The sequence below is a fragment of the Flavobacterium sp. Root935 genome (genome assembly GCF_001429295.1).
Taxonomy (GTDB): Bacteria; Bacteroidota; Bacteroidia; order Flavobacteriales; family Flavobacteriaceae; genus Flavobacterium.
Genome location: NZ_LMJL01000007.1, coordinates 150,796 through 177,637 on the forward strand (window position 1 = coordinate 150,796; position 26,842 = coordinate 177,637).

Consider the following 26,842-nt stretch of genomic DNA (forward strand, 5'->3'; position numbering starts at 1 on the left):
ACTTGGAAAATTACATTTAAACCCAAAAGTAAGAAATTATGGCTCTTTAAATATTCGAAACCATAAAAAATAAACAGAAATGTAATTTTTTTAAATCCTAATAAATGGATAAAAAATTTCAATTAAAGCAAATATAATCGTTATTTTGTGCAATCAAATTGAAAACCCGTTATGTTGAAAAACACTCTAAAATATATTTCATTTATAATTTTAATATCAATGATAAGCTGCGCTAAAAGAGGCAGTATTACAGGCGGTTTAAAAGATACTTTAGCACCGGTTTTGGTATCAAGTTATCCTGAAAATTATAGTACAAACTTTAAAGGAAACACTATCACTTTAAATTTCGACGAATATGTTAAGCTGAAAAATACCAATAAACAGTTGATTATTTCTCCGCCATTAAAGAATGAACCGTTAATAACACCAAGTACCGTTAGTAAATTTATTAAGATTGAAATTAAAGATACTTTACAGCCCAACACAACTTACAGTTTAAATTTCGGGCAGGCTATTACGGATAATAATGAAGGAAATGCTTTAAACCAATTCAAATATATTTTCTCCACAGGATCTCATATTGATTCGCTTAAACTGAACGGACGAATTAAAGATTCATACGAAAAACATGTAGATAATTTTGTTTCGGTAATGCTTTATGAAGTAAATGATAAATTTAAAGATTCTACTATTTACAAAGAATTTCCGCGTTATATCACCAACACTTTGGATAGTATGCGAACTTTCCAGTTTGAAAATCTAAAAGAAGGAAAATATCTTTTAGTGGCATTAAAGGATAAGGGAAGCAACAATAAATTTAATCCGAAAGATGATAAAATTGGGTTTCTTAAAAATTACGTTACGATTCCGACTGACACTGTTTACGAAGTAGAATTATTTAAAGAAACACTGCCTTTAAAAACTTTTAAACCTATTCAAGCTTCTGGAAATAGATTGTTTCTTCCTTATGAAGGAAAACAGAATTTTAAGAATTCGAAACCGAAAATTGTCCTTAAAAACGGAAGCGAAGTTCTAGAAACTATAGTTACGCAGTTTCCTAAAAAGGATTCCCTGCAAGTTTGGTACAAACCGATAAAAGCAGATTCATTATCGCTTGAAGTTTCAAAAGAAAACTATGACAAGAGGTTTTCTTTTAAAATCAAAGCTTTAAAAAAGGATACTCTTAATATCAAAGCAGTACAAAATGGCCAAATTAATTTTAGAGAACGCTTTACATTGGAGACCGAAACTCCTTTGGTAAAATTTGACAAATCTAAAATCACTTTAGTCAATAAAGATTCTGTAGCAGTTCCGTATACGACTGAATATGACGAATTTGATCAAAAACTATATATTGATTTCAAAAAAGAGCCTTTAGAAAAATACAATTTTACTTTCCTGCCAGGCGCTTTGACTGATTTTTATGAAAAAACAAACGATACATTATCTTACAAACTCAGCACCAAAGAAGCAGCGGATTATGGAAACATCATTTTAAATCTAAAAAATGTAAAACGTTTTCCTATAATTGTCGAATTGACGAATAAAAAAGGAGATGTTGTTTTAGCCAGCGATTATTCTGAAGGTGCAACAACTTTAGAATTTAATTTACTCCAGCCAGAAGTTTTTACGGTGCGTATTATTTACGATGACAACAAAAACAAGATGTATGACACGGGTAGTTTCTTAGAAAAACGATACTCTGAAGAAGTATTCTACAATCAGGAAGAATTTGATGTCCGCGCCAATTGGGATCGAAACGAAACTATCGATTTAAGTGTTCCGTTTAATCCAGAAGTCGAGAAAAAACAAGACGAGAAAAAGAAAAAAGATGAAGAAAAGAAACGGAAAGCTTTCTAGATTTTAATTTCGAAAGTATCACGATCACCTAGAAAATTAAGTTTTCTTCGGGTTTCTAACATTATATTTTTATCCAATTCAGCCACAAAAACACCTGCTGTTTCTTGTGGCTTTATTATATAATTTCCCCAGAAATCAATTAATTGGGTATGACCATTATGTTCAAAATTATTATCATCAAAACCTACCCTATTTACGCCGGCAACATAACTTAAATTTTCTATGGCGCGCGCGTTTAGCAAAGTGTCCCAAGCGTTTATTCTAACTTTTGGCCAATTGGCAACATACAAAAGAAGATCATAATTTTCGACATTTCTAGCGAAAACAGGAAAACGCAGATCGTAACAAATTTGAAGACAAATTTTCCATTCTAAATATTCAACAATTACTTTCTGATTTCCAGCAGTGTAAAACTGGTCTTCTCCCGCCAGCGAAAACAAATGTCTTTTATCATAATATTGAAAATCTCCTGACGGAAAAACAAAAAACATTCGGTTATAAAATGAACCGTTTTCTGTAATAACGATACTTCCTGTTATTGCAGCGTTTTTTTGTTTTGCTTTTAATTTCATCCATTCAATGGTTTCACCGTTCATGGTTTCTGCAGCCTCCGCAGCATTCATGGTAAATCCCGTTGAAAACATTTCTGGAAGTACAATCAAATTTACTTCAGAATTGATTTCATTGATTTTGAGATCAAAATTTTCTCTGTTTACAGCCGCATTTTCCCAGGTAAGATCAGATTGGATTAAAGCAATTTTCATTTCAAATTATTTTGATATAAAGGTAGAAAACATCAGCCTATTCTTTAGTTATAACCGAACAATTTTAACATTACCATTGCAAAAAAAATGCAGTTTTTGCAAAAAAAATGCGATGTGTGAAATTATTTTATATATTTGAAATTCCAACCACAATTATAACTAACTAAAAACCAATACAAAATCATGAGCATTCTTATACTCACAGCTTGCATTATTTTCTTGATTTTACAGATTGCTTGGTTTAAAATTAATCCGTTTATTGCCTTTATAATTACTTCACTTTTAGCAGCACTTTTTCTCGGTCTGCCTATCGAAAATATTTCGCCCGTTTTACAAAAGGGTCTTGGTGAAATGCTTGGTTCGATAACATTAATTATTGTTTTCGGAACTTGCATTGGGAAACTTGCCGTTTCATCTGGAGCTGCGAAAGTAATTGCTAAAACCGTAATGAATTGGACAGGCAGAAAGTATGTTCGTTTAGGATTAATGGTTACGGGTTTCATAATTGGAATTCCGCTTTTTTACAGCGTTGGATTTGTGCTTTTGGTCCCGCTTATTTTTTCTGTTGCGCATCAATTTAAATTATCAAAAGTTTATTTAGGAATACCAATGCTAGCTTCGCTTTCTGTTGCACACGGTTTTCTTCCTCCCCATCCTTCGCCAATGGCATTGAGCAGTATTTTAAAAGCCGATATTGGCTTGGTTTTAATTTACGGAATTATAATTGCAATTCCGACCATCTTAATTGCTGGTTTATGGTTCTCAACTCGTTTTAAAAACATTAAAACAGAATCTGATCACGAAATTCTAAATGTTGAAGAAATTACAAATGAAGGTAAGCTGCCCAGTTTTGGCTTAAGTTTATTCTCTGCCTTATTTCCCGTTTTTGGATTAACAATTACTTCTTTGCTTCCGTTAATTTCAAATAATGCAAAATTAATCTCAATATGTAAAATCATTGGAGACCCAAGCATAATTATGCTGCTTTCACTGCTTCTTTGCACCTATACTTTAGGAATTAAAATGAATAGAAGCATGTCTTCTGTAATGGATGATTATACACAGGCCATAAAGGATGTTGCTTTAATTGTGCTGATTGTTGGAGGTGCAGGCTGTCTCAAAGAAGTTATGATTGTAAGCGGAGTAAATGAAACTATCGTCGCCACATTAAACCAAGTTAATATTCACCCCTTCTTATTAGCTTGGTTTATGGCGGCGATTATTCGTGTTTGTGTGGGTTCTGCAACAGCTGCAGGATTAATGACTGCCAGCGTTTTACTACCTTTACTACAATCAAACGATCTCGACCCCAATCTCTTTGTACTTTCTGTTGGCGCTGGAAGTTTAATGTGTTCCCATGTTAACGATCCAAGTTTCTGGATGTTCAAAGAATATTTTAATATCAGTCTTAAAGACACTTTTAAATCCTGGACAGTAATGGAATCAATGGTTTCTGTTTTAGGAATTGTATTTATTTTTATTTTAAACGCTTTAATACATTAAAATCATGAGTTTAAATCCACAAGAAAAATTCGAAAGTCTTAGACTGTCACTTCCTCCTGCTCCACAGCCTTTAGGAATTTACAAACCTTATTTAGTAGACGGAAAATATCTATATCTATCTGGCCACGGTCCCGTGCAGGATGATAAATCTTTAATAATTGGACGCATTGGAGAAGATATTGATATCGAAGCAGGAAAATTAGCGGCAAGGCAAGTTGGACTAACAATGCTTTCTACAATCGTAACCAATTTTGGAAGCTTAAGTAAAGTCAAAAGAGTGATCAAAGTGCTAGGAATGGTGAATTGTACATCTGATTTCTTAAAACATCCTTATGTGATTAATGGATGCAGCGAATTATTTGCAGAAGTTTGGGGACAGGAAAACGGAATCGGAGTAAGGAGTGCAGTCGGATTTGGTTCGCTTCCTGATAATATTCCTGTCGAAGTTGAGGCACTTTTTGAATTGTATTAAGCCTAAAACACTTTTATAAATTGCTAAAAACCAAGATTTATGCAAAAGAACTGGTGGAAAATAAATTCCGAAACACTTATTGACACTCCGTTTTTAGCAGTTTACGAAGATCGAGTACGTCAAAATATCGAAAAGTTGATTTCTTATGTAAAAGGCGACACACAACGATTACGTCCGCACATTAAAACACATAAAAATGCCGAAGTTTTAGAGCTTTTTAAAATTTACAACATCAAGAAAATCAAATGCGCTACAATAGCCGAAGCAGAACTTGCCGCAAATCAGAAGATCGAAGACATTCTTTTAGCGTATCAACCTGTTGGATTAAAAGCGGAAAGATGGATTTCATTAATTAAAAAATTTCCTGAAACTCATTTTTCAACTATTGCAGACAATCTGAAAACAGCTTCAGATTTAAACGAAATTGCCAAAAGAAATAATCTCGTTCTTTACGTTTATTTAGATTTAAATACAGGAATGAACCGAACTGGTTTTTCGATTTCAGAAAATTGGACTGGTTTAATTGATGCTATTTTACAATTAAAAAATCTTCAGTTTGAAGGAATTCATATTTATGATGGCCATATAAAAGGAACCGTTGAAGAAAGAAATTCAGAAGCTTCTAAGTCTTTTGAACAGATTATCAATAAAGCAGAAAGCTTTAAAATTGTCGCTGGCGGTTCTAATACTTTTCCATTTTATGCAGCACAGGAAAATGTAGAATGCAGTCCGGGAACTTTTGTTTTTTGGGATTCGAATTATCAAATTCATTTACCTGAACAAGATTTCAAACCTGCGTTAGTAATCGTTGGAACAATAATTTCTAAACCGACTAAAAATACATTTTGCGTAGATATTGGCTATAAAGCCGTTTCATCTGAAAATCCGATTGATAAAAGATTGACCATTTTAAATGATGAAAACTTGATTCCAATCGCACATTCAGAAGAACATTTGATTCTTGAAAATAAAGGTCAAAACCAATATGAAATTGGCGATATTATTTATGCGGAACCTTATCATGTCTGCCCGACTGTTGCTTTGTACGATAATCTTCAGGCAGTAAACAAAAAACAGCAAATTTATGCGCAATGGCCAGTTGGTGCGCGAGGCCGAAAAAATACTATTTAAATTTTAAATGCTATGTTTATACTAGATGCCCACTTAGATCTCAGCATGAATGCGATGGAATGGAATCGTGATCTGAGAAACGATGTTCCGACTTTACGAAACTTAGAAAAAGGAATGACCGACAAACCAGATCGCGAACGTGCAACGGTTTCTTTTCCTGATCTCAGAAGAGGTAATATCGGAATTGTGGTCGCCACACAAATTGCAAGATTTGTAAAACCTGATAGTATTATTCCAGGGTGGAATTCTCCAGAACAAGCTTGGTCGCAAACACAAGGTCAGCTTGCGTGGTATAAAAGCATGGAAGAAGCTGGGCAAATGACGCAGATTACAGATAAAAAATCGCTTTTAAATCATTTTAATTTATGGAATAATGGAACTCCAAACGACCAAAAACCAATTGGATATATTTTGAGTTTAGAAGGAGCAGATTCTATAATCGATATTTCTTATTTAGAAAAAGCCTATAATTACGGATTGAGAGCTGTTGGCCCCGCACATTATGGTCCTGGCCGATATGCAAACGGAACTGATGCAACTGGAAAAATGAATCAAAATGGCATCGAATTATTGAAAGAAATGGAGCGTTTAAATATTATTCTCGATGCAACGCATTTGTGCGACGATGCCTTTTGGCAAGCCTTGGATCATTTTAATGGCGCGGTTTGGGCAAGTCACAACAATTGCAGAGCTTTGGTTGATCATAATAGGCAATACAGTGATGAAATGATCAAAGCTTTAGTTTCAAGAGGAGCTGTTATTGGTGGCGCTTTAGATGCATGGATGATGGTTCCAAATTGGGAAAGAGGAATTTCTGATCCAAAAAAAATGAATTGCAGCTTAGAAACTGCTTTTCGGCACATGGATCATATTTGCCAGCTTGCAGGAAATGCAAATCATATCGGAATTGGTTCTGATTTGGATGGCGCTTTTGGAACAGAACAATGTCCGTATGATTTAGATACGATTGCTGATTTACAAAAACTGGTTTTAATTTTTAAAAATCACGGTTATTCTGATGAAGATTTAAAGAAAATTTTTCATCAAAATTGGATTGATTTTTTAGTAAAACATTGGGATTAGATCACAATAAGACTTGGAACGGCGCTTTTGTATTTCTGTAATTTTTCGTGATTGGGTTCTTCTTCGGTAATTACATAATTCAGTTCAGATAAATTAGCAATTTTCATTTTGAGAACTGTATTTAATTTTTCTGTAATAGTCAAAACTGCCGTTTTTTTAGAAGCTTGAATCATTGCTTTTTTTACCTGAACAGTTTCCCAGTCCGAATCAGAATAACCACCGTCTACGTCTAATGCATTTGTTCCCAAAACCAAAAGATCTGCTTTTATGTTGGCTAATTGATGAAAAGCTTCTCCGCTCACACACATTTGACTGTAAGAAGAAATACTGCCGCCAATCATGATCGTTTTAATATTAGGCTTATCTAAAAGTTGTACGGCCGTTAAAGCTGTAATGGTAAAAACGGTTAAATTAAGATCGTTTGGAATTAATCGGATGAATTCACGAATGGTAGTTCCTCCGTCAACAATCAAAACCATTCCGTCATGAAGAAGTCCGACTGCTTTTTGAGCAATAACCTGTTTGGCTTCGACTGCATAAGTCTGGTTAGATGAAGAATAGTGATATCCCTTGGTCATCGCGCCGCCTTTTACTTTAATCAAAAGTGCATCAGCGTCGAGTTCATTAATATCACGGCGAATAGTATCTTCAGAAACACCAAGTTTAGCTGAAAGAGTTTCAAAACTTACACGCGTGTGCAGATTGATCTCTTTTAAAATATGATTTTTACGTTCTTCTTTACTATAATTTAAAACTTCATTTTCAGTGCTCATGCCGATTGTTTTTTTTCTTACTACAAAAATAAACATTTCAGTAAATAATTCATTGAAACCAAAAGCTCGATTATTAATAAAAAAATTTAAAAATCTGATTTTAAAACCATTTACTATCTTTAAAACTCCATTTTAATAAATTCTAAAGTTTTTCTTTTATGAAAAAATTCCTTTACCTCTTTTTTGTTCTTTCTTTTTTAAATGGAACCGCACAAAATTTCCAGCAGAATAACTCTATTATTCCATCTCCAAATTTCTACAAATTAACAGGAGACAGTATTCGTATAATTGGAAAAGTTCAAATCAATTTTGTGAATAAAAATTACAGTGAAAGGGAATTTAAATCGGCTCAAATTTTAGAAACGGCTTTCAATTCTCAAACTGCTTCAAAGAAATCAGATGTAAAAATTGACTTTAATACAAATGTGAATTTCACATCAAAAGAAGCCTATAAAATCGAAATTACTTCTAAAAAAATTATAGTTTCAGGAAAAGAAGAAGGGTTGTTTTATGGAGTTCAAACTTTACTGCAGCTTCTTCCAAACAAAATTTCAAAAGAAATCAAACTTCCCTGCCTAATTATTGAAGATCAACCCCGATATTCTTACCGAGGCCTGCATTTAGAGGTCTGCCGTCATTTTTTCTCTGTTGCTGTCATAAAAGATTTTATCAGACAAATGTCCAGCTATAAATTAAATAATTTTCACTGGCATTTAACCGACGATCAAGGATGGAGGATCGAAATAAAAAAATATCCGAAACTGACCGAAGTTGGTTCAAAAAGAGCTCAAACTTTAGTGGGAAATAAATTTGAACGATCGCCATTTTTTTTCGACGGAAATCCATACGGAGGATTTTACACTCAGGAAGAAATTAAAGATGTTGTGAAATTTGCCGAAGAAAATTACGTGAATGTTATTCCAGAAATCGAAATGCCGGGCCATGCTTCTGCCGCCGTTACAGCATATCCAAATTTAGCTTGTTTTCCAGATCGAAATTATAAAGTTATAGAATCTTGGGGTGTTTTTGAAGATGTATTTTGTGCGGGAAAAGATGAAACTTTTACTTTTTTAGAAGATGTTTTAACCGAAGTCATGGCATTATTTCCAAGTAAAAATATTCATGTCGGTGGAGACGAATGCCCAAAAACAAGATGGAAAACCTGCCCAAATTGCCAAAAGAGAATTACAGCTTTAGGTTTAAAAGATGAGCATGAATTACAGAGTTATTTTATTAAAAGAATTGAAAAATTCTTGAATGCTAATGGAAGACAGATTTTTGGCTGGGATGAAATCCTCGAAGGTGGACTCGCCCCAAACGCTGCCGTTATGTCTTGGCGTGGAGAATCGGGCGGAATTCATGCGGCAAAACTGAAACACCCAGTTGTAATGACACCAGAAGGAACGGTTTATTTTGATTACAATCAGGGATATTCTCCAAATGAACCGCTTACCGTTGGCAGATTAAGTACTTTAGAAAAAGTATACAACTACAACCCAACTCCGGTTGACAGTTTATCGGTTGAAGAACAAAAATATATTATCGGAGTTCAAGCCAATCTTTGGTCAGAATATTTAACTAGCCCAGCAAAATTGAATTATATGCTTTATCCGCGTGTTTTGGCTTTAGCAGAAATCGCTTGGACAGAACCAAAAAATAAAAACTACAACCATTTTATTCAAAATCAACTGCCCTATCATTTAGAAAAGTTAGAATTAGAAGATCGATTGTATAAAGTTCCGACGCCATTTGGTGCTGATGAAATGGCTTTAATTGCATCAAAATATATTTTAGATTTAAAACCAACTATAAAAAACGGAAAGATCTTTTATACAATTGACGGTTATAATCCTGATGAAACGGCAGAATTGTATCAAAATCCAGTGCTCATAAATATTCCAAAAGGAGAATATCGAATCATCAAAACGATTCAAATCAGCGAAAGCGGTAAAAGAAGTTCCATTAATAAAATCATAGTTCGAAATCCAGATTTAAAATCAGCCTTGGCCATTCAGCCTAAGAAAAATGGTTTGAAATATGAATATTATACAGGAACATTTAAACAAGTTCTGGATTTGGAGCTTTCAAAACCTGCAGCGACAGGAATTTTTGAAGGCAAAATCAGCGTTGAAAAATGGAAAACAAAATTAGAACGTTATATTGGTTTAAAATTTAACGGATACATCTTTATACCTGAAACTGGAAATTATACTTTTTCGACCCTTTCAGACGACGGATCGAAGCTTTTTATTGATGATGAATTGATTGTTGATAATGACGATATTCATTGGGCAAATGAAGCTTACGGAGCAGTTAAACTAGAAAAAGGTTTTCATAAAATCAACATCAGTTATTTTGACTTAACCGGCGGTACAATTTTAAATTGTTTTATTCAGAAAGAAGGAAAAAAGAAAGAAGAAATTACAGCATCGCAGTTATTTTATGAATAAATAAAAAACACGTAATTAACTAAAAAAAGAAAGGCTGTTACAATTGTTAGTAACAACCTTTCTTTTTTTATATAGGACAGAATTATCTTCGACCTCTAAAACCACCGCCCCTAAAACCGCCGCCGCCAAATTGGCCTCCGTTATTTCTAAAATTGCTGTTGTTTCTAAAGTTTTGGAAATTTTGATTTCTCACTTCACCCTGTGATCTAGAGTTTTCAAAATGATCCAGATCTCTTGTTACATTTTGTCCTCCAGCTTCACCTAAAGGTTTTTCTGGTCTACCCAATGTCTGATCTGCTTTTGGAAAATTATCAGCACGATCCCCGAGACGATTGTTTTCTCCTAAAGGTTTATTTGCCAGTCCCGATTCTCTATCCCTTTTCGGTAAGTTATTAAGATCTGGTTTATCAGCTTTACGCTGTGATCCACCGAGAGTTCCAGCTTGAGTCCAGCCTCCATTTCCATTATTATAATGACTCCAATTGCCATTTTGATCTCTTTTGTAAATATGTCCGTCATGTCCTGCGTACATATTGTTATTAGTATGAATAGTCGTTCCGCCGCCTCTTCTATGGGTGATAACGCCTTTATTTCCACCAGAAGTTTCATACCCAACCGCGGTGCCTCGTCTTGTAGTGACATGCCCCGTTTGAACCCAATCATGTCCGTTTGTTGCAGCCGAATGACCCCATTGTGCGTAAGCATTATGTCCCTGAATAGTTTGCCCGTAATTTCCTGTCCACGGATTATAAGTATTGGCCGCAGTCCTACCTCCGTACCACCCTTGCACACTTGCAGAACGTCCGTACCTGCCTGTTGCTGGATTATACCAAGCAGATGTTCCAGCAGCACCGTAAGGTCCGTAAACCCTTCTTCCGGCTTCCCAGCCCCCTGTCCACGGATTATAAACGGCTCCCGCTCCATAAGTACATGGCCATGGTCGATAAATTGGATACAATCCTCCGTAGTAATAATAAGGCGGGTAGTAATATCCTGTACCATAAGTTAAAATTGCACCAACAGTTGCTCCTATTATAAAGGCTCCAAAATAACCTGCAGTTGTATTACTTTCTACAGTTGTATCAGTCACATTAGTTTGAGTAACATATGTTACATTATAAACAGGCGAACTTGGTGGAATGGTATAAATTTCTTTGGGAACAGAATTTGTAACTTTCCAAGGTCCGTTTGGACTTGTAGACATAAACCACACAGCTTGAAAGCACAGATAATATAGATCACCCACTTTTATGACTTTTTCCTGCGTATTGCTGGCATACTGCATTTTTGTTCCTTCGATTGGTTTAAATTGAGGCGTACCATCGTAAACGACTTTTGCTTTTGCTTCTGCATCAGCTTTGTTTACTATTGCAGTTGTGGGCACCTGCGCTAACATTACGGCATCTTTTGCTTCCTGAGTTCCAGGAACAGAAGCCAAAACACTTGCCCTTGGAGAATCTTTTGGAATTTTGGCAAAATCGGCTGGAAGATTATTCCCTGCATAGCTCCACGGTCCGTTCAAGCTTTTAGAACCAAACCATCTTCCTGATAAAAGCACATAATATTGTCCCTGCGCTTCATTGGCAAAAACATCATTTTCTGTATTATCAATATACAGTAATTGAGTGCCTGGTATTTTTTCAAATTTTGGAGGGCCATTTACTAAGATTAATTCAGCAGGTACTTTGCTAAAGAAAACATTTGGCGCAGTACCTGATTCTGGAGGCGGAATCATTTTTTTAACTTCGTCGAAATTTTGTCCCGATGGCAGATTTTTCAAACCATCTGGAAGTTTTGTCGCTTTTGTCCATTTACCGTCAAGTTTTTTAGAGCTCAGCCAAATATTCTCGGCAAGTAAATAATAATCACTAGTAGTTTTATCAAAAAACAAATCCCAATTTGTATTTACCACATACTGGATCTCTGATTTTTCTACAGGAACCAAAACAGGTTCTCCCTGAACAATTAGCAATATTGCTGGACTTGAACTGTAAAAAATCGGCGGTGGAGTATTTTGCGCAGCAATTCCTTTCGCAGGACTTGTAGTTTTATCTAAATCTGCCAGGATACGATCCACAGAAACGGGATCACCTCCTTTCGGAAGTGTTTCTTTGAATAGCTTTTCCATTTCGGGAATCTTTTTTTCATCAAGAGATGGAAAGCGAACATCGGTTACTTTAATATCTTTAAAGAAAACACTTCGACTGTCTTTATCTACTAAAGTTGACGCTTGTAAAGATGCAACACCCAAAACTTGCTTTCCATCCTTAGGAGTTAATGAAAAAGCTAGTCTTGCTTTAATTTCCTTGTGGTCATCCCAGCTATCGACCTGCGGCTGATAATAAACCAGTTTTGTCCCATTATTTGTTATCTCGCGCGGCCAGCCATTATCAGCAATATCTGTAGAATCTTTCTGATCGGCTACAGCCATTTTTTGATCATCGACATCTTTCTCTTTTTTGCAAGATAAAAGAATGTAGGCGCAACATGTAATTAGTACTAAAATCTTTTTCATAATATTAGAATTAGATTGCTTTATAAATTGAAATTATCTTTTTGCTCCTCAAAACAGCACGTGGATTAAAAACACTGCTTTTACACTGTAAATCTGTTGGTTAAAATTAGACTTTGACTTACAAAAAATCAAAATTTGAGAATGCTAGTTGGTTTCAAATTATAAAATGCTACAAAAAAACTGCACCATTATAAAAATTACTACGGTAGAACATATGACCTTAAGCAGGATTGACATTCAAATAGATCACAAAAAAAAACGCATTCAAAAATGAATGCGTTTTTTATATAGTAATTGGATTTTTATTATCCTTTCAAGCTTGCTGCTAAATACTCACGGTTCATACGTGCAATATTTTCAAGAGAAATTCCTTTTGGACATTCGATTTCACAAGCTCCTGTATTTGTACAGTTACCAAAACCTTCGTGATCCATTTGGTGTACCATGTTTAAAACACGATCAACTGCTTCAACTTTACCTTGTGGCAATAATGCATATTGAGAAACCTTTGCCGCAACGAATAACATTGCCGATGAGTTTTTACAAGTTGCAACACATGCTCCACAACCAATACATGCAGCAGCATCAAATGATTTATCTGCATCGTGTTTGTTAATTGGAATTGTATTCGCATCGATTGTATTTCCTGAAGTATTTACAGAGATAAATCCACCTGCGTGTTGAATTCTGTCAAAAGAACTTCTGTCTACAACTAAATCTTTAATTACTGGGAAAGCTTTTGCTCTAAATGGCTCGATAAAAATTGTATCACCATCTTTAAACATACGCATGTGTAATTGACAAGTTGTAACACCTCTGTCTGGTCCGTGTGCTTCTCCATTAATGAATAATGAACACATTCCGCAGATTCCCTCACGACAATCGTGATCAAATGCTACTGGCTCTTCTCCTCTATTGATCAATTGTTCGTTAAGAACATCAAGCATTTCAAGGAAAGACATATCTGGTTCGATTCCGTCGATTGGGTATTCAACGATTCCCCCTTTATCTTGGGCGTTTTTTTGACGCCATATTTTTAATGTAAGTTTCATTTTGTATAAGTATTAAGTATTAAGAAATAAGTATCAAGACTTTTTTCAAATACTATTTATAGCTTCTTTGAACTAATTTAATGTTTTCGTAATTAAGAGGTTCTTTGTGTAATACGGCGTCACTTGGTTTTCCTTTGTATTCCCAAGCTGCAACGTATGCAAAGTTTTCATCATCACGAAGTGCTTCTCCTTCTTCTGTTTGATATTCCTCACGGAAGTGACCACCACAAGATTCGTTACGGTGTAAAGCATCTTTCGCGAACAATTCTCCTAATTCTAGGAAATCGGCAACACGAGTCGCTTTTTCTAATTCCTGATTAAATTCGTTAGCGCTTCCAGGAACTTTTACATCTCTATAAAACTCTTCACGTAAAGCAGCAATTTCTTCGATAGCCTCAGTTAAACCTTTAGCGTTACGAGCCATACCTACTTTATCCCACATGATTTTCCCCAATTTTTTATGGAAATAATCTACAGAATGCTTTCCGTTATTGTTGATAAATCTGTCGATTTGATCTTTTACATTTTTTTCAGCTTCAACGAATTCTGGTAAGTCTGTAGAAATTGGACCCATTTTAATATCTGGAGCTAAATAATCTCCGATAGTATAAGGAAGTACGAAATATCCATCAGCTAATCCCTGCATCAAAGCAGAAGCTCCAAGTCTGTTTGCTCCGTGGTCAGAGAAGTTAGATTCTCCAATTGAGAAACATCCAGGAATTGTAGTCATTAAGTTATAATCAACCCAAGTTCCACCCATTGTGTAGTGTACCGCTGGGTAAATCATCATTGGTGTTACATAAGGATCTTCGTCTACAATTTTCAAGTACATTTGGAACAAGTTTCCATATTTACTTTTTACAATTGCAGTTCCTAATTTCGTAACCAAAGCGGCATCATTAGCATCTAAACCTTTTACGTAAGCTTCTTCAGTTCCGTAACGTTTGATCGCTGCAGCGAAATCTAAGTAAACTGCTTCTCCAGTTTTGTTAACTCCAAAACCAGCATCACATCTTTCTTTAGCTGCACGAGACGCAACGTCACGAGGTACTAAGTTACCAAAAGCAGGATATCTTCTTTCTAAGAAATAATCTCTTTCTTCTTCAGATAAATCAGTTGCTTTTTTTCTTCCTTCACGAATTGCCTGAGCATCTTCTAATTTTGCAGGAACCCAAATACGACCGTCATTACGTAAAGACTCAGACATCAAAGTCAGTTTTGACTGGTGATCTCCAGAAACTGGAATACATGTTGGGTGAATTTGTGTGTAACAAGGATTTGCAAAAAACGCTCCTTTTTTATGAATTTTCCAAGCTGCTGTTGCGTTACTTCCCATAGCATTTGTTGAAAGGAAAAATACGTTTCCGTATCCTCCAGAACCAATTACTACCGCGTGAGCAGAATGTCTTTCTATTTCTCCAGTGATTAAGTTACGAGCGATAATACCTCTCGCTTTTCCATCAACGATTACTAAATCCAGCATTTCGTGACGGTTGTACATTTTAATTTTTCCACGACCAATCTGACGGTTCATTGCAGAATAAGCTCCTAACAATAATTGCTGTCCAGTTTGTCCTTGTGCATAAAATGTACGAGAAACCAAAGTTCCCCCAAATGAACGGTTATCTAAAAGTCCGCCATATTCACGAGCCAATGGCACCCCTTGAGCCACACATTGGTCAATAATATTTGCAGAAACTTCAGCCAAACGGTGAACGTTTGCCTCACGTGCACGGTAGTCACCTCCTTTTACAGTATCGTAGAACAATCTGTAAACTGAGTCACCGTCACCTTTATAATTTTTTGCCGCATTGATACCCCCTTGTGCAGCAATAGAGTGCGCACGACGTGGTGAATCTTGGAAACAAAATGCTTTTACGTTATATCCTAACTCAGCTAGAGTAGCCGCAGCAGAACCTCCAGCCAAACCTGTACCAACTACAATAATATCTAAATTACGTTTGTTAGCAGGGTTTACTAAATTAATATGATCTTTATAATTTGTCCATTTGTCCGCTATAGGACCATTTGGAATTTTTGAATCTAATGCCATTATAATTGATATTAATTATTGAAATGATGAAATAATGCGATAATTACGAAAAGTGCTGGAACAACAACTGCGAACCAGTAACCTACTTTTGCTAAAAATCTTGAATATTTGTTGTGCATCCCCATTGATTGAAGAGAAGATGCGAACCCGTGCCATAAGTGGAATCCTAAAAGGACAAAAGACACGCAGTATAATCCTGTACGGATTGGATCGTGAAATTTATGAACTAACTCTCCATAATACCTTGTAGCATTTGGTACTTCTCCTGCTATATACTTATAGTTAACTTCAGGAAACCAAAAATCATAAAAATGCAATCCTAAGAATGCCAAGATAACCAATCCAGAAATAATCATATTTCTAGAACTCCAAGAAGCATTTGCCGCTCCGTTGTATTTTGCATACGCAATTGGTCTTGCTGCGCTGTTTTGAGCTGTTAGAACAAATCCCATAACGAAATGGAAAATTACCCCAAATGCCAAAACTGGCTGCATTACATATTGTATCAGCGGATTGTATCCCATAAAGTGAGAAGCCTCATTGAAAACGTCTTCACTAATAATAGAAATAAAATTTAAGGAAACATGCAGCGCTAAAAACGTGATTAAGAATATTCCCGAAAGAGCCATAGCTACTTTCTTTAAGATGGAAGCATTCAACTGTGCAGATTGTGCCATAAGTGTTTAAGTAGTTTGTTTTAAAAAATTAGACAAAAATAACTCAATTACAAAAGAACTACAACCATTTCGTTGTTATTTATAATGATTTTAAAATAGCCTAGTTCTACGTATTTTTACGTACAAAAAATATACTGCTAAAAAATAATTCACTATAGCAATTCTCAAACCACTGTTTTCTAAGTAAAATCGAGAGAAATCAATTCTAAGTAGATTATCAAAAATTATCATATTGCTATTTTATTCAAAGTTTTGATTTATTTTCTTTAAAAGTTTCACTGCGCATAAATTTTGTCTGAGTAAAAAATTGTCATTCCGCAACATAGTTTTACCTTTAGCGGCTCAAAAAAATAAGAATGAAAACAGGAATTGATGCTATTTCTTTTGATGTAGCAAACATACATTTACCCATAAAAACTTTGGCGGCTGCCAGAAATATTGAACCAGAAAAATTAGAAAAAGGTCTCGGATTACTAAAAATGACTTTCCCAGACGTTCATCAGGACACGGTTGTTTTTGGAGCAAACGCTTTAACCAGACTTATTACTGATAATAAAATCAATCTAAACGAAATAAGCAGAATCTATGTTGGTACCGAAAGCGGTATTGACAGTTCAAAACCAATCGCTTCTTATTTGATTAATTTAATGGAGCAAAAATTTGGTGAAGATTCATTAGCAGAATGCGATGTTGTCGATTTTACTTTTGCCTGCATTGGCGGTGTAGACGCATTACAAAACTGTCTGGACTTTGTAAAATTAAATCCGACTAAAAAAGCAATTGTAGTTACGACTGATTTTGCCAAATACGATTTGAATTCAGGCGGAGAATATACTCAAGGGGCCGGGGCTGTTGCAATGCTGATTACCTCAAATCCAAAAATTATTGCTTTTGATGATAATTGGTCAACGAGCACAAAAGGTGTTTTTGACTTCTTTAAACCTTACAGAACTATTTCTAAAGAAGAAATTACACAAAACACTAACAATGATTCTTGGTTTGACAATTTAGAAGCCGAAATCGAAATCCACAAAGACCAGCCCGTTTTTGACGGTCAATATTCTAACCAATGTTATATGGATCGTACTCGTAATGCTTACTTTTCATTTAAAAAATTAAAAAACACGACCGAAACTTTATACAACACTTGGCACACTATTGTGATGCACTTGCCATATTCTTTCCAAGGAAGAAGGATGTTATCTGAAATCTATGCTTTAGATAGTGCCGAAAAAATTATTGCCGATGATATTGCACCTGCAGATTATCAAGTTAAAATTAAGGAAGTAGCAAAATCTGACGATTACAAAAGTTTTGTAACTGAGAAATTACAACCTGCAGAATTGGCTTCTTCTTTAATCGGAAATCTTTATACAGGTTCTATTTTCATGGGACTGTTATCTACTTTGGCTCATTTTTATGATACCAATAAAGAAGTTGACGGAACTAAATTTGGTTTCCTGGCTTACGGAAGCGGATCGAAATCGAAAGTTTTTGAAGGAACGATTCAGCCAGAATGGAAATCGGCTTTGGCCAATGTAAATCTTTTTGAAAATTTAGCTGAAAGCGTAGAAATTGATTTCAATACATATGAAAGTCTTCATAAAAAAGAACAAAAACAAAGTGTAAGAACTCCTAAAAACGAATGGGTTTTAGATCGAATCGAAAAAGAGATTCCAGTTTTGATTGGGGCGAGATATTATAAATGGGTTGATTAAGAAATTCTAAATTTTTTATCCCGAGGCTTCGGGACCAGATTCCAATAAAAAAACCGAAGCGATTTGCTTCGGTTTTTTGTTTTTATACCATACAGTTTGTCATCCTGAGCGAAGTCGAAGGACACGCTAGTAGCTCTAAAAAGATTGGCGATTTTACATGCGGAATTTCTAGTGTGATTTCTCCTTCAGTCGAAATGACAAGATTACGCTAAAAATTTTGTCAAAAACTACAGAAACCTTTTTTTATTCCATAGAGCGGTCTTTTATAAAAATCATTGAGAATCAATAACTTCATAATGTTTTTTAACATCTTTTAATATCGCATAAGTGACATCCATATTTCCTTCCTGATTTCTTCTTGCCCAAAAGCTGTAAATCCAAACTGCTGTCGCTTTAGTATTATAGTCAGTTTTTCTATTTTGCTTAGAATTTCTCTTGATCAAACCCCATGTTTTTTTTGAAACAAAAGGACTAATTTGACTAAAATGATCATTTGGAAACTCTTTTTCAGCATCAGAAGTCATTGTTTTATAAATCATATCTAGTACTTCAATTTCACCTTTATTTTCATTTTCAGCACGCGAAATATCATCTCTGCTCGAAATCAAAACCTCTATAAGTAAATCTACATTTGAATCGTTATATATACTTCTTGACAAGAGCGCAAACAAAATTGGTCTGTAACTTTCATATGCATCTCTAAGTACATCAGGATTCTCTCTTAACTTATCCGCGATAAACTTCGTTTCATATACATATTCATCAGCATGTAACCCAATTTTAGTTTCATTTCTATAACCTGTTAAAGACTGGTTTTTCCTTAAATACAAAAAATCTGCGAAAAAAAATTTTATCTCGTTACTTATTCTAGAATCGCTATATTCTTCATCATATCGATTCCTCAAAAATCCAGTAGATTTTATATTAGAGGTATTCATATCTCTAAAACCATAATAATCCTCTACATATTTCATTCCTGATCCAATTACTTCAGTGTCTTCTACAGTACTGCTATCAATTACGGCCAGTCTTTCATCTACTAACGGCATTACTTTTATAGCGTCAAACATTACATTTAAATAAAGTTCCGAAGTAGCCATGTTTCCAACCCCAATAAAGAAAGCACCTCCAAAAAGAATTAGCGAAAGAAAAATCATTAAAGCACTGAGCATTTTACTTACCTCATTAACCTTTTCTTTTACCTTTAAAAAAAGACCAATAATTAAGCTTACTGCTATTAAAAGAACTATGAAAATACAGAGCTTTAAAATAAAAACTTTATACTCTTCTGCTGCACTTCTGAAACTTAAAGCAAAAGCAATGAGAGAAGTTAAAAACATAAAACTCCCAAAAATTACATATGTAAAAAAAGAAATGGTCCAAAATCTATCTTCATCTTCTTTTTCAGAATGATTTTTTGATGAATCAGAATAAATAACTGTTAATACTAATCGCTGTACTAGAATAGAGATACCTAATAAAATAAGAGGAAAAAAGCCAATTAAGAATAATGGGATTTTTGTAATTATCGAAAAATATTCGTCATACTCTACCTTATAAAAGGTAAAACCTAGTGCGACAAGTATGAAAAACTGAACTATTAAAATTATTTTATACGATTTTATCATTCTTCAGAATTTTCATAATGTTCTTTTATTTCTTTTAAAATCAAGGCTACCTCTTTCAAATTCCCTTCATTATTTCTTCTGGCCCAAAAGCCATAGAACCATCTCATATCGGATGATAAATAAAAATCGTTGGAAACTTTTAAAGCATAAAGTTTTCTAACCGTTTCTTCAGAAAAATTATATTCAAAGGTTTCAAAAAAATCAGTGTTATCTCCTTCGTCTTTTGCATTGGACTTCATTACTTTGTACATTTCACTAAGCAAATCTTTTTCACCACCAATATCTTCGTGAGCCAATAATAATCCTTCTACAATTTTATCAAAATGAGCCCTGCGATAGGTATTTTCGGATACAGCGCTGTAGAATACAGGTTTAAATGTTTCAAATTCAGAATAAATCTCATCAGGTTTATTTCTTAAATTATCTATGAAATTGAGGAGATAATAATCATCTTTATAAGAAATTTGTTCTTGCTGTGCTATTTCGATCAAATTTCTAATATTAAAAAATTGTTCTTTACCATCGGTTCCACCACAATTCTCAATTAAAGAAATCCAAGATTCATACAACAAAGTGGCAGTGTTTTCGCTTTCGCCGTCAGCTTCTTCGCTTTCGCCATAATCTTCATAAACTTCTTCTTGATTTCCAGTTTGTTTTTGTGCTTTAGCAATAAAATGTCTTTCTGAATTTTCTATAAATACTGAAACAAAAACCAATTCAAAAACAGTCGAAACAGTTAGGATTAAGAAACTAAATATCAAGATAACCGTAGCCAATGATTTATTTATTTTCCAATAGAGACCAGCCGCTAATAAAAAAGAGGCCACAACCAAACTGATTATAATAACTAGCAGGAATCTAGAAAAAATTATTGCATAAAAATGAATCGGCTGATCAATAATTAAAGCATCTTTTTGAAAAACCAATACTGAAAACATACCAATAACGAACAATAAAAAAACGTTGCAATAGAAGGCAAATTTCCAAAAGTTCTGTTTACGTTTTCTTTTCAAAATTTCTTCATCATCTTCTGGAGCATCTGGCGTTTTTGGAAACAAAGTAAAAAGGGCAACCATACAGCAGACAGCAAAAAAAATTAAAGGCAACAATTCGCCATAATTAAATTCGTAAGGATGAAGTTGTCTAATTTTCAGTATTTTTTGCTCTCTAAAATTGGAAACAATAAAAAGACAAAGTAAAAGAAGGGGTATAAATTGTAGTATTACGGCATTTTTAAAAAATCTGGTTTTACGATCCATATTAAAATTTTGATGTAGGAATTTGCTCAAAACTATTAAAAAAAATTTAACTCGAAAAATATTGCTAAAAATGATTTTTGAATTTCAGCATTTCAAAACCTTTGTAAAAGTTTTAAGCCTTGATAAAGGCCACAGCACAAACAAGCAATCAATCCTTTTTATGCTGTTCAGTATATTTTTGATTGCCTTTAATTCGAGTATCTTCAGTATGCATTCCGTTTGCCATTCCTAACATAAAGGCTGTAATTATAATTATAAATTTTCTTTTTATCCAATGAGGAAGTGGTCGCTTAGATCGCTCTAAACGTGTTTATTTATTTTGTTTATACATTTTGAAAATGATAAATGATTAGACATTATTTAATCATTCTATGCTCAGAAATAAATTTTCTTAAGCGCTGTATAAACTTTTACTGAAGTGTTTTGAAGTGATTATTTCATTCATAAAAACAGATTGATTTATAAATGAAATTAGTTTTTGATGAAGCAGATCTTGCAGTTTTTTAATTTGAAAAGTAAAGGCATTTTTTGTTTTAAGAAAATTTAAAACAATTGAGAATCTCGTTTTATTCCAAGAAGCAATTTGTCCGAACTTATATAACGAGAGCTTTTAAGATTTAATTCTCTTCTTAAAACTACAAATGAAGACTCGTAATATTTTGCCGATTTAGATTGAGAATATAAAGTACCATCACCCGCAATCACAACAAAAGTCAGAAAGAGTGCAATTAAGTATTTTATATGTTTTTTCAATTTATTTATGGATCATTTTATTTTGTGAGACAAAAATACGAACTAAAATATTTTTTTTAAGCTACTTTTTCAGTTCATTTTCTTCTTTTGCGAACAGCAAAAGTCCCAATCCCAAAACAAAAACCAGACAGCTCAAAACCATCAAAATCCCATTTTTCAAAGCAAAAAAAGAAATTCCAACAGCGACAGAACCAACAATTACCATTAAAGATTTTAGAGTTTCGGTCTTTATATAAGCAAATGCATGCAAAGCCAAACCAAGAAAAAGCAAAGACGGACCAACGGCCACAAACGGATAAAAAATCAATGGTGAATTACTGATATGCTGGCTTAAATGTTCTTTTGCAATTTCATTATTTCCATAACTTGACATTATAAAATCGATTGTACAAAGTCCGATATGAGCAATAACACCTAAAGTTGTCAGTACAGAAGCAACAGAATTTATTTTGTTTTTAGGAAATACATCATTAAATGACAACAAAAAACAAGCTCCAATTAAGTTAAACCAATGTGCAAAATCTACTGAGTCGCTAAAACTTGGCAAAAGTTTGGAAAAGAATAAATAACTGATTAGAAAAAACACTAATCCGATCAAGCAACGTTGTTTTGTATTCATAGTTTGTTTTCTCAACTTTTATTGTTTATAAATCGTAAACTTATTATGACTCAAAGTAAAACCAAGATTTTCATAAATTGCCACATTCTCTACTCGCTTTTTATTTGTTGTAACTTCAATACTTTTTAGATCATTTTGAGTAGCAAAATCTAAAATCTCACTAATTAGTAATCTTCCAACGCCTTGACCTCGGTATTTTTGATGAATAAAAAACTCCTGAATTTCACCAACCAATCCGCAATGATGCAAAAGATTTTGGGTGTGGAAACTAATAAATCCCAAACATTCATTTTCATTTTCGGCGATTAGATAAAGATTTTTTGGGTTAGATATGTTTTCATTGAATAGTGTTTCGAACATTTTAAAATCTAAAACTTCGTTTTCGAGTTCGCAAATTGCTTTGTAAACGAAATCTAAGTCGTAATTTTCTACTTTTCTGATGTTTACTTTTAGATTCATAACTCTAACTAATATCAATCAGTTTTACAATCTTATCGTCCAAGAATTGAAAAATCGATTTTCCTTTCATATTTAATTCTTGACCAGCTTTTAATCCGTTTGGGAAATCTACTGCTAGAACAGCATAATAATCAATGTCAATTATTGCTGTAATCTCATCTTGCTTAATTGATGTAATAGTTTGTTTTCGTGCTGAGAAATATTCTTTGCCTTTTTCGGCCTGGACTGTAAATTCTTTTATTCCAGTCAAAGTCAAGTTGATTTCGCCATTTTGAATGTTTTCAAAAATAACCGATTCGTCAAAATCGGCAATCATTTTATCAATATCAAATTGATTATATCCTTCGATATAATTTTGAATTATTTTTTCTTTGTTGTTCATAATATTTCCTTCAATGTTTTTATTACCTCTTTTTCGGCTCAATAAGCCATTCAATAGCAATAACTTTTGAACATTTATCTTTCACATCACTTCCCGCCCAATCAATTAAAATTGCGGCACCATCATTTTTTATTTCATTTTTAACAAAATCAAATGTTTTTATAGCTCCAACAGAAACTTCTCCACTTAAATCAAAAACTATATTTTTTGTTTTCGTAAAAACTGAATATAAAGAAAGTAACTTTTTTTGACTATAATCAAGGCTTTTTACTTTATCATTTTTAGAAATACCATTTTCTTTAAAGATTTTTGGAACTGAGTGTTCATTCAAATTTGTATTTCTTTTTAAGTATCTACTTACTGTTATAGAATTAAAAATACGTTCAAATCTTGATTCTTTAAAATTCTCAGCAAAAGTTAAGGCATGTAATATCTTTACATTCTCATGTTGTGTTTTTCCTGTAAAAATATCTGTTAACTCTGCTTTCATTTCATAAAAACAAACTGTTCCATGTATATGAATGAGAAGCAGTTCTCCTTTCTAAGTTCAAAAGCCGGTATAAAATACTCGCTAGTTTTTATTCCTTTACTTTCAATTAATAGCTCTTTCATTTCTCAAGTCGTTCAAATTTCTGTTTATACTTTTGAACATAATTATTCCATGTTTCTTTAAAAACTTCATTATCATAAACTAAAGCAGCATAGTCAACTGTTTCCTGGCTAAAATGATTTCCAAAAATATTATTCAAATATTCAATTCCTGAATCAATTACTTTTTTTAGAATTTGTAATTTATCAATCCCACTTCCTTTACAGGCTTTATCAAGCCATAATCCTTTTCCAATTTTCACATATTCTACAAGAAGGTTTTCTGTTATAAATTGAAAAGGAACATCATTAATATCTGGTTCATGTTTTCCGTTTTTGAAAACTAATAGAATCAATTCTTCAGAATAATATGCTGACGGAATTAATCTTAGCATTGTACCGCTTTCAGCAGCTTTAAAACATAATTCTTTTGTGATAAACTCGTCTGGAATAACCTGAATTGCAAAACCATCTTTACTGACTAATCTTTCGCAGAGTTCATATGTTATTAAGTCCTGATCGATAAATGGCAGAGCGTGGAAGGTTTTATTCAATGCCAAATTACAAAGTTCTTCGGTTTTAAATTCTTTTGGAACTAGTTTTAGATTTCTATAATTTTCTGAAACACTATTACGCCAGTATTCATAAGTTTTAGCGGGTGGATTATTTTGTTTTAAAACCAATTCGCCTTTTGCCAGCTCTCTTTCTAATTCTTCAAAAGTTTCAATTAGTTGATTATCAAGTAATTTTCGGATTTCGTTTGAAATAATTTCATCACCTGTTTCATCATCATATTTACATTCATTTTTTGGATCTACATCATCGTCCCTGTCATTATAATAGAACAAATCATTTTTTCTTTCTGCAAATGTTGTATTATGATCATTAACAATAAAAACTGGAGAATCAATTAACCCCGAACAATTAAAATTACCATGATTATAATAAGTCATCACAACTTCTTTTACTGTAATTTTCCCTTTTATTTCAACATTAGCGCCGCCAAGTAAAAGACTTTGACACATTACATTTCCGTTAATAAAAACATACGGGCCATAATCGCCTTCTGCATTAATAATCGAACCGCTTACAGAAAAATTTCCATTTATAAAAATGCCTTCTATTCTTATTTCTTCTATCTTCTTAACTGAGAGGTTTAGCAAATTGGCAAGCCATTTTTTCTCTTTCTCTTCATAAACATCTAAATAAAAATTGCCATCAAAATTTACATCTTCGTCTGCAATGAGAAAAAAATCTTCATTTTCCCATTCTTCAAAATAATCGAACTTTTCATCTTCTGTTAAAAAAGGATATTTTGTTTTGATTTCGGCTATTGTGATTAATTTGAAATTGATTGTGGTCATTATATCTAAAAAGAAAATTAAACTTAGTAAGTACAAATTAACATCATCTTACTGACATATTCTCACATACTCAGTTCTTTTCTTACAAAATTTATAACAACTTCCTCATATCAATCTTTGTCGAATTACTACCGTGATCTCTCCTTTGTCGCAATGACATAAATTGAGAAAAATTCTTTAATCCCTCAAATCTGTGGCTAAAAAATTAGAACCAAAACAAATAAGAAAACTTTAATAAATCAATCTTGTGCCACTTCTTCAAAAATCACTAATTTTGAAATTCGAAGTTCAAAAACGAAATAATTATGAAATATCATCAAATAAACAGCGCTCTTTTTGTAAAAAACCGCAGAAAATTCACGGCAGAAATGAAACCTAATTCGGTTGCCGTTTTCAACTCTAATGACATTTACCCAATTAGTGCCGACAGTACTTTACCGTTTGCACAACATAGAGATATTTTTTACCTGAGCGGTGTTGATCAGGAAGAAAGTGTTTTGCTTTTGTTTCCAGATGCGCCTTATGAGCACCAAAGAGAAATTCTTTTTTTAAGAGAAACCAACGATCATATTGCAGTATGGGAAGGTGAAAAACTGACTAAAGAACGTGCTTTTCAGGTTTCTGGAATTAGAACAGTTTATTGGTTACAAGATTTTCATAAAGTTTTGAACGAAATGATGACGTACGCCGATACGATGTACATCAACACCAACGAACATTACCGCGCGACTGTTGAAACTGAAACTCGCGAAGCTCGTTTTGTAAAATGGTGGAAAGAGCGTTATCCTGCGCACAATGTGGCAAAAAGCAACCCGATTTTACAGCGAATTCGTTCTGTAAAAGAAAGCGAAGAAATCGATTTGATTCAGCAAGCCTGCGATATTACAGAAAAAGGTTTCCGCAGATTGCTTTCATTTGTAAAACCAAATGTTACTGAATATGAAATCGAAGCTGAATTAGCACACGAATTTATCCGTAACCGCTCTAAAGGTTTTGCTTACACGCCAATTATCGCTTCTGGAAATAATGCGAATGTTTTACATTATATCGAAAATAATCAGCAATGTAAAGCCGGCGACTTGATCTTATTAGACGTTGCTGCTGAATATGCTAACTATTCAAGCGATATGACTAGAACAATTCCTGTTTCTGGTAAATTCTCTGAAAGACAAAAAGCAGTTTACAATGCTGTTTTGAGAGTTAAGAACGAAGCTACAAAAATGTTGACTCCAGGAACGCTTTGGAAACAATATCATATCGAAGTTGGTAAAATTATGACTTCTGAATTACTTGGTTTAGGTTTATTAGACAAAGCTGATGTTCAGAATGAAAATCCAGAATGGCCTGCTTATAAAAAATATTTCATGCACGGAACTTCTCACCACATGGGATTGGACACGCACGATTACGGATTGCTGCACGAGCCAATGAAAGCAAATATGGTCTTTACGGTTGAGCCGGGAATTTATATTCCGGCAGAAAAATTCGGAATTCGTTTGGAGGATAATGTCGTAGTTCAGGAAAAAGGAGAACCTTTTAACTTAATGAGAAACATTCCAGTTGAAGTTGACGAAATCGAAACTTTGATGAATTCTTAAAAGAGAAAAGAAAACAGATTATAGAATAAAGATAAACGGCTTTCATAAATGAAGGCCGTTTTATTTGCCTTATAAACTATAAGATCATTTAAAATTGAACTGAAAGAACATTAGTTTTAACTCAAATGAACTTATATTTCT

At 33.6% G+C, this 26,842-nt stretch carries 22 protein-coding genes; 8 read left to right on the forward strand and 14 right to left on the reverse strand.

All coding sequences use genetic code 11. From position 1 onward, the window contains the following. Positions 1 to 171 precede the first annotated feature (171 nt). Entirely contained in the window at positions 172 to 1,860 is a 1,689-nt protein-coding gene (locus tag ASE40_RS02225) for an Ig-like domain-containing protein (RefSeq protein WP_057115174.1), read from the forward strand. Here ASE40_RS02225 and ASE40_RS02230 read toward each other — a convergent pair. Beyond that, positions 1,857 to 2,624 carry an amidohydrolase gene (locus ASE40_RS02230; RefSeq protein ID WP_057115175.1) on the reverse strand — a complete coding sequence of 256 codons (768 nt, stop codon included), beginning with the start codon at positions 2,622 to 2,624 and terminating at the stop codon, positions 1,857 to 1,859. The two genes, ASE40_RS02225 and ASE40_RS02230, sit on opposite strands and share 4 nt — an antisense overlap. 183 nt (positions 2,625 to 2,807) lie before the next feature. Here ASE40_RS02230 and ASE40_RS02235 point away from each other — a divergent pair, with 183 nt between their 5' ends. From ASE40_RS02235 to ASE40_RS02250, 4 genes are read left to right on the forward strand one after another with little or no spacing between them, the layout of a single operon-like run. Then, positions 2,808 to 4,127 carry a GntP family permease gene (locus ASE40_RS02235; protein WP_057115176.1) on the forward strand — a complete coding sequence of 440 codons (1,320 nt, stop codon included), beginning with the start codon at positions 2,808 to 2,810 and terminating at the stop codon, positions 4,125 to 4,127. A 4-nt stretch (positions 4,128 to 4,131) separates the two neighbouring features. Next, entirely contained in the window at positions 4,132 to 4,599 is a 468-nt protein-coding gene (locus ASE40_RS02240; RefSeq protein WP_057115177.1) for a RidA family protein, read from the forward strand. A 39-nt stretch (positions 4,600 to 4,638) separates the two neighbouring features. Further along, positions 4,639 to 5,730, forward strand: coding sequence for a D-TA family PLP-dependent enzyme (locus ASE40_RS02245; RefSeq protein ID WP_057115178.1), 1,092 nt, complete (start codon positions 4,639 to 4,641; stop codon positions 5,728 to 5,730). Between the two features lie 12 nt (positions 5,731 to 5,742). Next, entirely contained in the window at positions 5,743 to 6,813 is a 1,071-nt protein-coding gene (locus ASE40_RS02250; protein WP_057115179.1) for a dipeptidase, read from the forward strand. Here ASE40_RS02250 and ASE40_RS02255 read toward each other — a convergent pair. After that, the gene (locus tag ASE40_RS02255) at positions 6,810 to 7,586 is read right to left on the reverse strand and encodes a DeoR/GlpR family DNA-binding transcription regulator (RefSeq protein WP_057115180.1); all 777 of its coding nucleotides are present in this window, start codon (positions 7,584 to 7,586) and stop codon (positions 6,810 to 6,812) included. The two genes, ASE40_RS02250 and ASE40_RS02255, sit on opposite strands and share 4 nt — an antisense overlap. A gap of 158 nt (positions 7,587 to 7,744) precedes the next feature. On the opposite strand from ASE40_RS02255, the gene ASE40_RS02260 reads away from it, so the two are divergent. Continuing rightward, positions 7,745 to 10,036 (forward strand): family 20 glycosylhydrolase, encoded by a 2,292-nt coding sequence (locus ASE40_RS02260; protein ID WP_057115181.1) that lies wholly within the window; start codon positions 7,745 to 7,747, stop codon positions 10,034 to 10,036. A gap of 82 nt (positions 10,037 to 10,118) precedes the next feature. Here the strand turns inward: ASE40_RS02260 and ASE40_RS02265 are convergent, their stop codons facing one another. From ASE40_RS02265 to ASE40_RS02280, 4 genes are all read right to left on the reverse strand, one after another. After that, positions 10,119 to 12,551, reverse strand: a complete 2,433-nt coding sequence (locus ASE40_RS02265) for a hypothetical protein (RefSeq protein WP_057115182.1) — start codon at positions 12,549 to 12,551, stop codon at positions 10,119 to 10,121. A 305-nt stretch (positions 12,552 to 12,856) separates the two neighbouring features. Next, positions 12,857 to 13,603: a succinate dehydrogenase/fumarate reductase iron-sulfur subunit gene (locus tag ASE40_RS02270; RefSeq protein ID WP_057115183.1), complete on the reverse strand. Its 747-nt coding sequence runs from the start codon at positions 13,601 to 13,603 to the stop codon at positions 12,857 to 12,859. A gap of 52 nt (positions 13,604 to 13,655) precedes the next feature. Next, positions 13,656 to 15,656 carry a fumarate reductase/succinate dehydrogenase flavoprotein subunit gene (locus ASE40_RS02275; RefSeq protein WP_057115184.1) on the reverse strand — a complete coding sequence of 667 codons (2,001 nt, stop codon included), beginning with the start codon at positions 15,654 to 15,656 and terminating at the stop codon, positions 13,656 to 13,658. Between the two features lie 11 nt (positions 15,657 to 15,667). After that, entirely contained in the window at positions 15,668 to 16,333 is a 666-nt protein-coding gene (locus ASE40_RS02280; protein WP_057115185.1) for a succinate dehydrogenase cytochrome b subunit, read from the reverse strand. Positions 16,334 to 16,689: 356 nt separating this feature from the next. Here ASE40_RS02280 and ASE40_RS02285 point away from each other — a divergent pair, with 356 nt between their 5' ends. Further along, the gene (locus ASE40_RS02285) at positions 16,690 to 18,051 is read left to right on the forward strand and encodes a hydroxymethylglutaryl-CoA synthase family protein (RefSeq protein ID WP_057115186.1); all 1,362 of its coding nucleotides are present in this window, start codon (positions 16,690 to 16,692) and stop codon (positions 18,049 to 18,051) included. A 272-nt stretch (positions 18,052 to 18,323) separates the two neighbouring features. On the opposite strand, the gene ASE40_RS02290 is transcribed toward ASE40_RS02285, so the two are convergent. From ASE40_RS02290 to ASE40_RS02325, 8 genes are all read right to left on the reverse strand, one after another. Further along, positions 18,324 to 19,679, reverse strand: a complete 1,356-nt coding sequence (locus tag ASE40_RS02290) for a hypothetical protein (RefSeq protein WP_057115187.1) — start codon at positions 19,677 to 19,679, stop codon at positions 18,324 to 18,326. Beyond that, the gene (locus tag ASE40_RS02295; RefSeq protein WP_057115188.1) at positions 19,676 to 20,938 is read right to left on the reverse strand and encodes an ABC transporter permease; all 1,263 of its coding nucleotides are present in this window, start codon (positions 20,936 to 20,938) and stop codon (positions 19,676 to 19,678) included. The genes ASE40_RS02290 and ASE40_RS02295 overlap by 4 nt, the downstream gene beginning before the upstream one ends. A gap of 543 nt (positions 20,939 to 21,481) precedes the next feature. Further along, complete coding sequence (locus tag ASE40_RS02300; protein WP_057115189.1) at positions 21,482 to 21,691, reverse strand: hypothetical protein; 210 nt, start codon at positions 21,689 to 21,691, stop codon at positions 21,482 to 21,484. Positions 21,692 to 21,752: 61 nt separating this feature from the next. Further along, positions 21,753 to 22,310: a hypothetical protein gene (locus ASE40_RS02305; protein WP_057115190.1), complete on the reverse strand. Its 558-nt coding sequence runs from the start codon at positions 22,308 to 22,310 to the stop codon at positions 21,753 to 21,755. An 18-nt stretch (positions 22,311 to 22,328) separates the two neighbouring features. Continuing rightward, complete coding sequence (locus tag ASE40_RS02310) at positions 22,329 to 22,769, reverse strand: GNAT family N-acetyltransferase (RefSeq protein ID WP_057115191.1); 441 nt, start codon at positions 22,767 to 22,769, stop codon at positions 22,329 to 22,331. Positions 22,770 to 22,773: 4 nt separating this feature from the next. Next, the gene (locus ASE40_RS02315; RefSeq protein WP_241774310.1) at positions 22,774 to 23,205 is read right to left on the reverse strand and encodes a nuclear transport factor 2 family protein; all 432 of its coding nucleotides are present in this window, start codon (positions 23,203 to 23,205) and stop codon (positions 22,774 to 22,776) included. Next, positions 23,174 to 23,641 (reverse strand): hypothetical protein, encoded by a 468-nt coding sequence (locus ASE40_RS02320; RefSeq protein WP_057115192.1) that lies wholly within the window; start codon positions 23,639 to 23,641, stop codon positions 23,174 to 23,176. The genes ASE40_RS02315 and ASE40_RS02320 overlap by 32 nt, the downstream gene beginning before the upstream one ends. A gap of 118 nt (positions 23,642 to 23,759) precedes the next feature. Continuing rightward, a complete protein-coding gene (locus tag ASE40_RS02325) occupies positions 23,760 to 25,103 on the reverse strand; it encodes a hypothetical protein (RefSeq protein WP_057115193.1) in 1,344 nt (447 codons plus the stop codon). A 305-nt stretch (positions 25,104 to 25,408) separates the two neighbouring features. Here ASE40_RS02325 and ASE40_RS02330 point away from each other — a divergent pair, with 305 nt between their 5' ends. Beyond that, positions 25,409 to 26,701 (forward strand): aminopeptidase P family protein, encoded by a 1,293-nt coding sequence (locus tag ASE40_RS02330; protein WP_057115194.1) that lies wholly within the window; start codon positions 25,409 to 25,411, stop codon positions 26,699 to 26,701. Positions 26,702 to 26,842: the final 141 nt, after the last annotated feature.

Excerpts from the sequence above, each read along its gene's own strand:
- ASE40_RS02320 (WP_057115192.1), bottom strand. The coding sequence starts at position 23,641 with ATGAAAGCAGAGTTAACAGATATTTTTACAGGAAAAACACAACATGAG.
- ASE40_RS02250 (WP_057115179.1), top strand. The coding sequence starts at position 5,743 with ATGTTTATACTAGATGCCCACTTAGATCTCAGCATGAATGCGATGGAA.
- ASE40_RS02225 (WP_057115174.1), top strand. The coding sequence starts at position 172 with ATGTTGAAAAACACTCTAAAATATATTTCATTTATAATTTTAATATCA.
- ASE40_RS02295 (WP_057115188.1), bottom strand. The coding sequence starts at position 20,938 with ATGGATCGTAAAACCAGATTTTTTAAAAATGCCGTAATACTACAATTT.
- ASE40_RS02285 (WP_057115186.1), top strand. The coding sequence starts at position 16,690 with ATGAAAACAGGAATTGATGCTATTTCTTTTGATGTAGCAAACATACAT.
- ASE40_RS02280 (WP_057115185.1), bottom strand. The coding sequence starts at position 16,333 with ATGGCACAATCTGCACAGTTGAATGCTTCCATCTTAAAGAAAGTAGCT.
- ASE40_RS02330 (WP_057115194.1), top strand. The coding sequence starts at position 25,409 with ATGAAATATCATCAAATAAACAGCGCTCTTTTTGTAAAAAACCGCAGA.
- ASE40_RS02240 (WP_057115177.1), top strand. The coding sequence starts at position 4,132 with ATGAGTTTAAATCCACAAGAAAAATTCGAAAGTCTTAGACTGTCACTT.
- ASE40_RS02245 (WP_057115178.1), top strand. The coding sequence starts at position 4,639 with ATGCAAAAGAACTGGTGGAAAATAAATTCCGAAACACTTATTGACACT.
- ASE40_RS02310 (WP_057115191.1), bottom strand. The coding sequence starts at position 22,769 with ATGAATCTAAAAGTAAACATCAGAAAAGTAGAAAATTACGACTTAGAT.
- ASE40_RS02290 (WP_057115187.1), bottom strand. The coding sequence starts at position 19,679 with ATGATAAAATCGTATAAAATAATTTTAATAGTTCAGTTTTTCATACTT.
- ASE40_RS02275 (WP_057115184.1), bottom strand. The coding sequence starts at position 15,656 with ATGGCATTAGATTCAAAAATTCCAAATGGTCCTATAGCGGACAAATGG.
- ASE40_RS02270 (WP_057115183.1), bottom strand. The coding sequence starts at position 13,603 with ATGAAACTTACATTAAAAATATGGCGTCAAAAAAACGCCCAAGATAAA.
- ASE40_RS02305 (WP_057115190.1), bottom strand. The coding sequence starts at position 22,310 with ATGAATACAAAACAACGTTGCTTGATCGGATTAGTGTTTTTTCTAATC.
- ASE40_RS02260 (WP_057115181.1), top strand. The coding sequence starts at position 7,745 with ATGAAAAAATTCCTTTACCTCTTTTTTGTTCTTTCTTTTTTAAATGGA.
- ASE40_RS02325 (WP_057115193.1), bottom strand. The coding sequence starts at position 25,103 with ATGACCACAATCAATTTCAAATTAATCACAATAGCCGAAATCAAAACA.
- ASE40_RS02230 (WP_057115175.1), bottom strand. The coding sequence starts at position 2,624 with ATGAAAATTGCTTTAATCCAATCTGATCTTACCTGGGAAAATGCGGCT.
- ASE40_RS02265 (WP_057115182.1), bottom strand. The coding sequence starts at position 12,551 with ATGAAAAAGATTTTAGTACTAATTACATGTTGCGCCTACATTCTTTTA.
- ASE40_RS02255 (WP_057115180.1), bottom strand. The coding sequence starts at position 7,586 with ATGAGCACTGAAAATGAAGTTTTAAATTATAGTAAAGAAGAACGTAAA.
- ASE40_RS02235 (WP_057115176.1), top strand. The coding sequence starts at position 2,808 with ATGAGCATTCTTATACTCACAGCTTGCATTATTTTCTTGATTTTACAG.